Annotated in this window: 12 protein-coding genes; 6 read left to right on the forward strand and 6 right to left on the reverse strand. The window is 65.5% G+C overall.

Annotation, left to right across the window (positions count from 1 at the left end; genetic code table 11):
* The 4 genes from JOZ76_RS31495 to eda form a co-directional block, all read left to right on the forward strand.
* The coding region (locus tag JOZ76_RS31495) for a TRAP transporter large permease subunit (RefSeq protein ID WP_291705294.1) at nt 1-301 on the forward strand (301 nt) is incomplete at its 5' end.
* A gap of 1 nt (nt 302) precedes the next feature.
* A complete protein-coding gene (locus tag JOZ76_RS31500) occupies nt 303-992 on the forward strand; it encodes a GntR family transcriptional regulator (protein ID WP_291705295.1) in 690 nt (229 codons plus the stop codon).
* Nucleotides 989-1,912 carry a sugar kinase gene (locus JOZ76_RS31505; protein WP_291705296.1) on the forward strand — a complete coding sequence of 308 codons (924 nt, stop codon included), beginning with the start codon at nt 989-991 and terminating at the stop codon, nt 1,910-1,912. The genes JOZ76_RS31500 and JOZ76_RS31505 overlap by 4 nt, the downstream gene beginning before the upstream one ends.
* Nucleotides 1,913-1,931: 19 nt before the next feature.
* Nucleotides 1,932-2,567: a bifunctional 4-hydroxy-2-oxoglutarate aldolase/2-dehydro-3-deoxy-phosphogluconate aldolase gene (gene eda, locus JOZ76_RS31510; RefSeq protein ID WP_291705297.1), complete on the forward strand. Its 636-nt coding sequence runs from the start codon at nt 1,932-1,934 to the stop codon at nt 2,565-2,567.
* Nucleotides 2,568-3,173: 606 nt separating this feature from the next.
* Here the strand turns inward: eda and JOZ76_RS31515 are convergent.
* Nucleotides 3,174-3,605, reverse strand: a complete 432-nt coding sequence (locus tag JOZ76_RS31515; RefSeq protein ID WP_291705298.1) for a c-type cytochrome — start codon at nt 3,603-3,605, stop codon at nt 3,174-3,176.
* Nucleotides 3,606-3,609: 4 nt separating this feature from the next.
* The gene (locus tag JOZ76_RS31520; protein ID WP_441300136.1) at nt 3,610-5,148 is read right to left on the reverse strand and encodes a flavin monoamine oxidase family protein; all 1,539 of its coding nucleotides are present in this window, start codon (nt 5,146-5,148) and stop codon (nt 3,610-3,612) included.
* 426 nt (nt 5,149-5,574) lie between these two features.
* Between JOZ76_RS31520 and JOZ76_RS31525 the strand changes: the two genes are divergently transcribed.
* Both JOZ76_RS31525 and JOZ76_RS31530 read left to right on the forward strand, forming a co-directional pair.
* Nucleotides 5,575-6,771, forward strand: coding sequence for an amidohydrolase family protein (locus JOZ76_RS31525; RefSeq protein WP_291705300.1), 1,197 nt, complete (start codon nt 5,575-5,577; stop codon nt 6,769-6,771).
* Nucleotides 6,772-6,831: 60 nt separating this feature from the next.
* A complete protein-coding gene (locus JOZ76_RS31530) occupies nt 6,832-7,023 on the forward strand; it encodes a hypothetical protein (RefSeq protein ID WP_291705301.1) in 192 nt (63 codons plus the stop codon).
* A gap of 174 nt (nt 7,024-7,197) precedes the next feature.
* Here the strand turns inward: JOZ76_RS31530 and JOZ76_RS31535 are convergent, their stop codons facing one another.
* From JOZ76_RS31535 to JOZ76_RS31550, 4 genes are all read right to left on the reverse strand, one after another.
* A complete protein-coding gene (locus JOZ76_RS31535; protein WP_291705302.1) occupies nt 7,198-7,653 on the reverse strand; it encodes a MarR family winged helix-turn-helix transcriptional regulator in 456 nt (151 codons plus the stop codon).
* Nucleotides 7,654-7,678: 25 nt separating this feature from the next.
* Nucleotides 7,679-8,383, reverse strand: coding sequence for an ABC transporter ATP-binding protein (locus JOZ76_RS31540; protein WP_291705303.1), 705 nt, complete (start codon nt 8,381-8,383; stop codon nt 7,679-7,681).
* A complete protein-coding gene (locus JOZ76_RS31545) occupies nt 8,380-9,171 on the reverse strand; it encodes an ABC transporter ATP-binding protein (protein WP_291705304.1) in 792 nt (263 codons plus the stop codon). Before JOZ76_RS31545 ends, JOZ76_RS31540 begins: the two co-directional genes overlap by 4 nt.
* The coding region (locus JOZ76_RS31550) for a branched-chain amino acid ABC transporter permease (RefSeq protein WP_291705305.1) at nt 9,168-10,157 on the reverse strand (990 nt) is incomplete at its 5' end. The genes JOZ76_RS31550 and JOZ76_RS31545, both read right to left, overlap by 4 nt.

Genomic DNA, 10,157 nt, shown 5'->3' on the forward strand with positions numbered 1-10,157 from the left:
CTTCATCGTCCTCGGCAGCGTACTGGAGGGCGTGCCGGCGATCGTGCTGTTCGGCCCGCTGCTGTTTCCGATCGCGGCGCAGATGGGCGTGAACACGGTGCATTATGCGATGATCGCGGTGTTCGCGATGGGGTTCGGCCTGTTCACGCCGCCGTTCGGCGTCGGCTTTTATCTGGCCTGCGCGATCGGCCGGGTCTCGCCTGATGTCGCCATCAAGTCGGTCTGGCCGCACCTTTTGGCTCTTCTCGTTGCGCTGCTGCTGATTACATTGATCCCATGGATTTCGATCGGCTTCCTTTGAGATGACCGCCCACCGCCCTCTGCTGCAAGGTAGCGAACAACAAGATCGATCGATCTATCGCGTGCTGCGGCAGGATATCGTTACGTTGCGGCTGAAGCCGGGCACGCGGCTGTCGGAAAACGAGCTTGCCGCGCGCTTCGAAACCTCGCGTGCGCCGGTGCGCGAGGCCCTGATCCGGCTCGCCGAGGAGGGCCTGATCGACGTACGGCCGCAGCGCGGCAGCTTTGTCAGCCGCATCTCGCTGGCGGCCATGGAGCAGGCGCGGCTGGTGCGGGAAGCGCTGGAGGTCGTCATCATCCGCCGCGCGGCGGAGGCCAGGTTGTCCAAGTCAGCACTTCGAGGCTGCGAGACGGCGATTGCCGCCCAGCTCGAGGCCCGCGATGATCCCGAGCGCTTCACCTCCGCCGATGACGAGTTTCATCGCGCCTTCGCCGAGGCGACCTCGCTCGGCGGCGTCTGGTCGATCATCGAGCGCGAAAAGGTGCAGTTCGACCGGGTCCGCATCCTGAGCCTGCCGCAGGTCACGCCGGTGGACGTGCTGATCGCCCAGCACCGCGCGATCCTGAAAGCCGTGCTGGATGGCGACCCCAATCAGGCCGAAAAGGCCATCCGCACGCATCTGTCCGAGGTGTTGCGCATTGCCGACGATCTTGCTATCCGCCACCCGGACCTGATCGAGACCGGACATTGACGCGCATTGCTTGCATCGGCGAATGCATGGTGGAGCTGGTCGAGCGCGCCGACGGCCTTTTGGCGCGCGGCTTCGGCGGCGATACGCTCAATACGGCGGTCTATCTCGCCCGCCTTGGTGGGAGCGTCGACTACCTCACTGCGCTCGGCGACGACGCCTGGAGCGAAGAAATGCTGGCCGCCTGGCGTGCCGAGGGCGTCGGCGCTGATCGCGTGCTGCGTCTGCCGGGCCGCATGCCCGGGCTCTATCTGATCCAGACCGATGCGAACGGCGAGCGCCGCTTCTCCTACTGGCGCGACAGCGCGCCGGCGCGCGACCTGTTCCGGATTGCGCAAACGCCAGCGCTTCTCGATGCGCTCGCCTCCTACGATCTGATCTATTTTTCCGGAATCACGCTCTCGCTCTATGGCGAGGACGGTCGCGCTACGTTCTTCACAGGCCTCGACCGCGCCAAAGCGGGCGGCGCGCGGCTTGCCTTCGACACAAACTTCCGTCCGCGCGGCTGGCCCGACCGCGACCTCGCGCGGCGCGCCTTTGGCGAGGCCTTGGCGCGCGCCGACATCGCGCTGTGCTCGACAGAAGATCTGGAGATGCTGTTCGAACAGCCCGCGCGCGACGCGCTGGTGCCGTTTGGCGGCATCCCCGAGCTTGTGCTCAAGGAACAGACGCCCGGCTGCCAGCTCGTCTGCGATGGGACTATGGTCCACGTTCCTGCCGATAGCATCGCAGATGTCGTCGATACCACAGCGGCCGGCGACAGTTTTGCCGCCGCCTATCTCTGGGCGCGAACAGGCGGCGCGCCGCCGCCGGATGCGGCCCGCGCCGGCCACCGCCTCGCCGGCACCGTTGTGCGCTATCCCGGCGCGATCATTCCCCGCGGCGCAATGCCGGCGTTCGAGCGCTGGTCATGCGCGAGGTGACAACAGAAGGGTCATTCGAATGAGCGCCCGTGACGACAGCCTGATGCAGATCGTCAAGACCTCACCGGTCATTCCGGTGATCACCATCGAACGCGCTGATGACGCTGTTCCGCTGGCGGAGGCGCTGCTGAAGGGCGGCATCGCAACCATCGAGATTGCGCTGCGGACACCGGCCGCGGTGGACGCCGCGCGCGCTGTCGTCGCAAAGGTGCCGGACATGTCGGTCGGCATCGGCACCGTGCTGACACCGCAAAACCTCGCCGATGCCAAGGCGATGGGCGCACGCTATGCGCTGTCGCCGGGCGCCACGCCCGAACTGCTGGACGCCGCCGCTCGTGGCGATTTTCCCTATATTCCCGGCGTTGCCACCGCGAGCGATGTGATGGCCGCGGTCGTCAGCGGCTTTTCGGTGCTAAAATTCTTTCCCGCAGAGAACGCCGGCGGCATCGCAGCCTTGCGCGCGCTCGGCGGTCCCTTCCCGTCCACCCGCTTCTGTCCGACCGGCGGCATCAACGAAAAGAATTTTCGCACCTGGCTCGCCGAACCGAACGTGGTTGCCGTCGGCGGCTCATGGCTCGCGCCGGCCGCCGACATCGCCGCCGGCCGCTGGGACGCGATCACCGCACGCGCAAAGGCCGCGACAAGCGCGGCCTGAAGCTGCTTCGCTGCGATCCGGCGACGCGCTGCAACGGTCAGGAACAAATCCAAACGATCACCAGCGCCATCGGCAAGCCGATCGCCAGCACGCCACCAATCGTCAATGCGAATGCCGAAAGCAGATTTTCTGCGTATTGCAACTCATGCGAAGACATGTCGTTGCTCCATAGAGCCCCCACGGGCATGGCCCGTCGCCCAAGGATTAAAGATCAAGAAAACAGTCGTCAGGGCAAGTTATTGCTGACCTTCAAAAAAGGCCCTGCCCTCGCGCCATCCGAGGCTGGGTGCTTAGGGTTAATTAAAGGTTGACGCAATCATACCTCGGTATCCCCGGCCATCGTGATGGGAGAACTCCGGTGGCGCGCGCTGCTGACGTGCGACCGCTCCCATCGAAAACCGTCGCATCCGCCTAGGCGCTGCCGGCGAGCACTTCATCAGCTAATAAAAGAGTGTGTAGGGTGGGCAAAGGCGCCCTTGCGCCGTGCGCACCACACTGGCCTCGCAGCACGAGGCGGTAGGCACGCTTCCGCCTTCGCTCTTAGAGCTTCGGCGGACAGGTCGCTTTGTCCACCCTGCCGTGCGGCTTCTTCGTTTCAAGAGTCACTCACTGCCGCGCGTCCCTGACGTCCTTCGCCGTCACCATGTCCTGAAAATTGTTGCCGAAATGCGTGCGAAGATAGTTCACGACGGCGGCGACCTGGTCGTCGCTCATCATGTCGGCGAAGGGCGGCATGCCACGCCTGCCGCGCAGGACGAGATAGACCGGATATCCGCCGGCCTCGAGATTGGCGTCGGCGGCAAGCGAGGGATAGGCCCCGGCACCCACCGCACCTGCTCCATCGCCCATATGGCAGCCCTGGCAGACATTGACGAACAGCTCTTCCCCGCTCATCTCGACAAACCGGTAGCCCGAGGAGAAGGTGCGCTCGCCTGGCGAGAACGCACCGTTCTGGCTTCCGGCCGCCACCGGCAGCAGCGCGAGCGAAATCGCAACGATCAACCGCCAATGCAGCCTGTCCTGTCGGCATGCGCTCATCGGCTCACGTCCTCACGACGCGTTCGTGCAGCCGCACCACGGCATCGAGCGCCGACAGAATGGCGCCTTCCTGCCACGCCGGCAATTGCGAGGCATGCTCGCCCGCCAGCACGATGCGTCCGTCGATCTGGCACAGATCGTCATAATGCGCGGCGCGCGCCTCCTCCGACCAGTCGCCGCTGCAGCCCAGCGTGAACGGCACCCGGTGCCAGGCCACCGCGACGCCGTTCTCGAACTCCTCCTTGTATTGCGGGTGGATCGCGGCGCCGAACTCCACCGCGCGCGCGACCCGTTCGGCCGGCGGCATCGCCGTGAACTCGAACGCATTGGCGCCGTTGTAGAGGTAAGCGCCGAGCAGCACACCCTTGCCTGTCCGATTGAAGCCGCTGTTGGGATAGGCGATCTGTCGGATCGGCAGATCCGTGTAGCTGATGCCGCCATAGATCGCCTCGTCCTCCTCCCAGAAGCGGCGCTTGAACTGCAGGCCGATCTTGACCGAGGCGGCATAGGGCACCGCGTCGATCGCGGACTTCATCTTCGCGCTCACGTCGAGCGGCAATTGGCTGAGAACAGACAACGGAATGGTGCAGACGCACCAATCGGCACTCGCCTGACGCTGCTCTCCGGGCCTCGCCGCATCGACATAATTGACGGTGACGCCGCGATCGTCCTGTTTGATCTGCGTGACGCGGGCATTGAAGCGGATGGGGCCGCCGAGCTCGCGGGCAAAAGCCTTGCCGATCATGTCCATGCCGCCGACCGGCTGGAACATCGTGGTCTGGAAATTGTAGTGCGCAAAACTCTGCAGGTACCGCCACAGCCGCGACCTCAGAATGTCGGTGAGCCCGACCGGCTTGCCGGGCGCACCTTCGGCGCCGATTCCGCCGCCGGGATCCCTGGCATAGCCGCGAAATTCGGCCGAGATGAGGTTGGCGTTGTAGCCGTAGTCGCGGTCGAGCGCGCCCCACGATCGCAGCGCCTGCAGGAGAAGCTCCTGATCCTCCTTCGTCACGGCCGCGTCGAGCCGGCTCTGCATGGCCACTTTCGCCAGCAGCTCGGCGATCTGGCCCTGGAAATCCGCCTTGACGCTGCGGATGCGCTGCGGCGCGCCGCCGAACGCCCTGCTGGCATGCAGGAATGCATTGTGGTTGAGCTGAATGAAGGGTTCGAGCGCGACATTGAAGCGCTTGCAATAGTCGAGCAAGGCGCGATGGTGATAGGGAATGCGCCAGGGGCCCGGATTGACGTAGAGCCCAGACTCGAATTCGCAAGTTTGTCTGAAGCCGCCGAGCTCGGTGAAGGAGTCGCCGCCGCGCAAGGTCCAGTTACGACCGCCGGCACGGCCGTTGTATTCGAGGATCTCGACCTTGTAGCCGGCCTTGCGCAGCTCGAGCGCTGCCGTCATGCCGGCGAGGCCGGCGCCCAGGACCAGAACGGAGGCGCCTTTCGGATCGCCGTCGAGCCTGATCGGCCCCTTGTAGGGAGATTCCGAGGCGAAGCCGAGGCTGGTCATCGCGTGGTACATCGCGGCGCTGCCGGCCATCGCGCCGATCAGCGAAAGCAGGTCGCGCCGACTTGTCACGAGAGCTTCGCCATGCATGTGCCCGCCGCCCGGAAATGGAGACGCAAGGGAAACGGCTCACCTCTTGTCTGTCAAGAAACGGAGCCGGCCGGATCGGCCCGTCACACGCGTTGTTGATCAGCCGATCCCGACGATCGCTGCGAGCGTGTCCCGGGGATCACAGGCGAAGCGACGCCCTGCCGCCACGCGAACGCTTTCTCGACCACGACCTGGGTCGGCTCGCCGTATCGCGGCGATCGGCTGTGCGGCCGCCTGTGAAATCGGCTTGCAAGCCTAGCCCCGTTGACGCAGTCTGTTCGTACACAAACGAACAACGCGCTTGATCCGGCCGCCATGGCGGGAGCAAGGTTGCCACGAACCGGACGACGATAGGCGAGAGGATTTTCGATGGCGCATGACGCTCCGCAGGCCACGGGCCCCTCGAAGCTGGTGATCCGCAATATCGGGCTTCTGCTCTCCGGCGCGATGGAGAAGCCGATCCTGGATGCCGACACCATCGTTGCCGAGAACGGCAAGATCATCGGCATCGGCCGCTTCAAGGACGTCGACACCGAGGGCGCAACGACCATCATCGATGCCCACGCCACCACGGTCGCGCCCGGCCTGATCGACAGCCACGTGCATCCGGTCGCCGGCGATTGGACGCCGCGGCAGAGCCAGATCAACTGGATCGATTCCTACCTGCATGGCGGCGTCACCACCATGATCTCGGCCGGCGAAGTGCACATGCCTGGCCGGCCGCGCGATGTCGTCGGGCTGAAGGCGATGGCGATCTTTGCACAGCGCGCGTTCTGGACGCTGAGACCCGGCGGCGTGAAGGTGCATGCCGGCGCGCCCGTGATCGAATGCGAGATGGTCGAGGATGATTTCAAGGAGCTCGCCGCAGCCGGCGTCAAACTGCTCGGCGAAGTGGGCCTCGGCGGCGTCAAGGACGGCCCGACCGCGCGCAAGATGGTTTCCTGGGCGCGCAAATACGGCATCCAGAGCACGATCCATACCGGCGGGCCCTCGATCCCCGGCTCCGGGTTGATCGACAAGGACGTGGTGCTGGAAGCCGACACCGACGTGGTCGGCCATATCAATGGCGGCCATACCGCTTTGCCCGACGACCAGATCCGCTGCATCTGCGAGGGCTGCAAGCGCGGGCTGGAGCTCGTGCACAACGGCAATGAGCGCTCGGCGCTGTTCACGCTGCACACGGCACGGGAGATGGGCGACCTCTCCCGCATCATCCTTGGCACCGACGCGCCGGCCGGCTCCGGCGTGCAGCCGCTCGGCATCCTGCGCATGATTTCCATGCTGTCATCCCTCGGCGAAGTGCCGGCCGAAATCGCGTTCTGCTTCGCCACCGGCAACACCGCGCGGATGCGGGCGCTCGATTGCGGCCTGATCGAAGTCGGCCGTGCCGCGGATTTCGTCATCATGGACAAGGCGCAGCATTCGCCGGGCAACACGCTGCTCGACAGTGTGCGGCTCGGCGACCTGCCCGGCGTCGGCATGACCATCATCGACGGCCTGGTGCGCACGCAGCGCAGCCGCAACACCCCGCCCGCGACGAAGGTGCCGGAGATCGTCGTGAAATGATGAAGCCCAGGTGAGCCAAACGAAGTGTGCCTACCACGGTCGGGCATGCTATGGAGAGGCATGTCTGCGCTGTGGTACTTTGTCTGGATCGAAGGGCCGCGCGGCCCCGAACCGCAAAAATGGTCAGCGGACGGACTGTGGGGCCAGCTTGGCCGCCAGGACGTGATCGTGCGCTACGAATTGTCGGATCGGGAAGCGAAGCTGTCGCTCGACGACCTCGCAAGGCTCCGCCCCGCGCCGGTAGAGCGGTGACGCCAGCGGCACCGGTCATGCCGGGGGCGCGCGAGCACGGAATCTCGGTTTTCGCCGTCATTGCGAGGCGCTATAGCGCCGAAGCAATCCATGCCTCAACAAGCGGAGAGATGGATTGCTTCGCTGCGCTCGCAATGACGGCGTGAGGCGGGCACCACAGAACAATCGACGAGATCACCTCAGCCTGTGCAGCAGGGCGAGCAGCATCTCGCGCTCCTTGGTGTCGAGCGGGGCCAGGGTCTCCTTCGAGATAGCGAGCGCGTTCGGCGCGGCTTTTTCCGCGAGCTGCTGGCCGGCGCGGGTCAGGCTGACCAGCAGGCGGCGGCCGTCTTCCGGATCGGGACTGGTTTCCGTCAACCCTCGCGCGGTGAGCCGGTCGATTACGCCCTTGATGGTCGCGACATCCATCGCGGTCAAGCGGCCGAGCTGGTTCTGCGAGCACGGCCCGGCCTCAGCGAGCTTTGCCACCGCAGCCCACTGCGTCGGCGTCAGGTTGATCCCGATATCGCGTGCAAAGATCGTGGTGTGACGCTGCCAGACCTGGCGCAGGATGAAGCCGATCTGCTCGTCCAGGATATAGGACGGCCGCAACGGCTTGACGTTCCGCTTTGCCAACACTCTTCCGGCCATTGCTGTCCCCGCCTCCCTGTCCCGGTCAGATCGACAGATGCGCGTCACGGATGTCCGGACGCGCATCGAGTTCGGCCATGGTGCCGGAAAAGCAGATCCGGCCGCGCTCGATGATGTAGGCGCGGTCCGAGATCAGTTTTGCGAAATGCAGATTCTGCTCCGAGAGCACGATGCTCACGCCTTCCTTCTTCATGGTCTGGATCGCGGCCACCATCTGCTCGACGATCTTTGGCGCCAGGCCCTCCGACGGCTCGTCCAGCAGCACCAGCGACGGGTTTCCCATCAAGGTGCGCGCGATCGTCAGCATCTGCTGCTCGCCGCCGCTCATGCGGCCGCCCGGCCGGTGGCGCAGCTCGGCGAGGTTCGGAAACAGCGCAAACAGCTTTTCGCGCGTCCACTGCGGCGCGTTCGGCCTGACGGACTGGCGGCCGACCTCAAGATTTTCCTCGACCGTCAGCTCGGTGAAGATGCGCCGCTCTTCCGGCACGTAGCCGAGGCCGCGCCGCACGATCTCATGGGTCGGCGCACGCGAGACGTCAAAACCCTCGAACACGATCGTGCCGGAGCGCTGCTCGACGAGGCCGACGATCGCGCGGAAGGTCGTCGACTTGCCGGCGCCGTTGCGCCCGAGCAGCGCGACCACCTCGCCGTCTGCGACCTCGAGGCCGATATCGAACAGGATGTGCGCGGGGCCATAATGGCTGTTGAGGTTGGCGACGCTGAGCTTCATGCACCGGCCCCTTCGCGGTGGCGGGCATCGTAGAGCAGGCCCTCGCCGAGATAGATCGCGCGCACATCCGCGTTGGCCCGCACCTGTTCCGGCGTGCCCTCGGCGATCAGGCTGCCGCGGTTGAGCACGAGGACGCGGTCGGCATGCTCGAACACCACATCCATATCGTGCTCGGTGAACAGCACGCCGATCGAGCGCTCCCGCGCGATTCTCGCCGTCAGGCGCATCAGCTCGACACGCTCGCGCGGCGCCATGCCGGCGGTCGGCTCGTCCATCAGCAGCAATTTTGGCTGGTTGGCGAGCGCAACCGCAAGCTCCAGCCGCTTGAGATCCCCATAAGCCAGCTCGCCGCACGGCCGCTCCGCATACGCGCCCATGCCGACAAGGCCGAGCAGGCGGTCGGCTTCGGCCGGCGCGAAACGGGACGTCGAGCCCCAGAGGTTAAACAGGTTTTTGGCATGCGAGATCAGCGCGACCTGCACGTTCTCGCGCACCGTCATGGTCGGGAAGGTCGCGGTGATCTGGAACGTGCGCCCGACGCCCAGCCGCCAGATCGCGCGCGGTTTGTGGCCGGTCGTCTCCTCACCGAGCAGCATGATGCGGCCGCTGTCCGGGGTATTCTGTCCGTTGAGCATGTCAAAACAGGTGCTCTTGCCAGCGCCGTTCGGGCCGATCAGCGCCAAGATCTCGCCGGCCGCAAGCTGGAACGAGACGCCGCGCACGGCATGGACGCCGCCATAGGATTTGCTCAAGGCTTCGACCGACAGCAATTTTGGCGAAGCGCTCATTCGGCAGTCTCGGCATGCGAGGTGAGAATGGCCTGGCTGCCCTGATCGGGCGACCTCCTGGGCAAAAATGTTTCCAGCGTGCCGACGATGCCCCTGGGAAAGGCGACCACCACCACGATGATGAACGCGCCGAGCACGAGCTTTGACCAGTCGGTCTGGCTGACCAGCCAGATCGAGAGCGCCTTGTAGACGATGGCGCCGACCACCGCGCCTGACACCGTCTCGACGCCGCCGAGCAGCACCATCACCAGGGCGTCGACAGAGAGCGAAATGCCAAGGTTGTCCGGGAACACGCTGCCCTTCAGATAGGCGAACAGCGCGCCGGCGAGACCGCCGAAGGTGCCGGCAATCACAAAGGCGGTCCATTGAATGCGCTTGCCGTCGATGCCGATCGCCTCGCTGCGCAGCGGTGAATCGCGCGTGGCGCGCAGTGCATAGCCGAAGGGCGAGAACACGGCGATGCGCAGCGCAACGACCGCGAGCGCGGCGATGGCGAGCGACAGCCAGTAGAAATGCGACGGGCTCGCGGCCCATTTCTCCGGCCACACGCCCAAAATGCCGTTGTCGCCGCCGGTGACCTCGACCCACTGGAACGCGATCGACCAGACGATCTGCGCAAACGCGAGCGTCAGCATCGCAAAGTAGACACCCGAAAGCTGTACGGCGAAGAAGCCGAACATTGCGGCTCCGAGCGCGCCGAGCAGCGGTCCGAGCAGGAGACAGGCGATCATCGGCAGTCCCGCCATCTTGCCGAGCAGCGCGACGCCATAGGCGCCAAGCCCGAAATAGGCGGCGTGGCCGAACGAGGCGAGCCCGCCGACCGCCATCAAGAAATGCAGGCTGGCCGCGAAGATCACGAAGATCGCGATCTCCGCGCCGACGGACAGCGCGTAGTTGCCGCCGAGGAGCGGCAGCGCCGCGAGCAGCACGACCACGGCCACGCAGGCCAATCGTTCGATCGACGTCAACGGCCGCCAAGGATTGAC

It is taken from the genome of Bradyrhizobium sp., assembly GCF_019244115.1.
In the GTDB taxonomy this organism is placed as follows: domain Bacteria; phylum Pseudomonadota; class Alphaproteobacteria; order Rhizobiales; family Xanthobacteraceae; genus Bradyrhizobium.

Excerpts from the sequence above, each read along its gene's own strand:
- JOZ76_RS31500 (WP_291705295.1), top strand. The coding sequence starts at position 303 with ATGACCGCCCACCGCCCTCTGCTGCAAGGTAGCGAACAACAAGATCGA.
- eda (WP_291705297.1), top strand. The coding sequence starts at position 1,932 with ATGAGCGCCCGTGACGACAGCCTGATGCAGATCGTCAAGACCTCACCG.
- JOZ76_RS31515 (WP_291705298.1), bottom strand. The coding sequence starts at position 3,605 with ATGAGCGCATGCCGACAGGACAGGCTGCATTGGCGGTTGATCGTTGCG.
- JOZ76_RS31520 (WP_441300136.1), bottom strand. The coding sequence starts at position 5,148 with ATGGCCGGCAGCGCCGCGATGTACCACGCGATGACCAGCCTCGGCTTC.
- JOZ76_RS31525 (WP_291705300.1), top strand. The coding sequence starts at position 5,575 with ATGGCGCATGACGCTCCGCAGGCCACGGGCCCCTCGAAGCTGGTGATC.
- JOZ76_RS31530 (WP_291705301.1), top strand. The coding sequence starts at position 6,832 with ATGTCTGCGCTGTGGTACTTTGTCTGGATCGAAGGGCCGCGCGGCCCC.
- JOZ76_RS31535 (WP_291705302.1), bottom strand. The coding sequence starts at position 7,653 with ATGGCCGGAAGAGTGTTGGCAAAGCGGAACGTCAAGCCGTTGCGGCCG.
- JOZ76_RS31540 (WP_291705303.1), bottom strand. The coding sequence starts at position 8,383 with ATGAAGCTCAGCGTCGCCAACCTCAACAGCCATTATGGCCCCGCGCAC.
- JOZ76_RS31545 (WP_291705304.1), bottom strand. The coding sequence starts at position 9,171 with ATGAGCGCTTCGCCAAAATTGCTGTCGGTCGAAGCCTTGAGCAAATCC.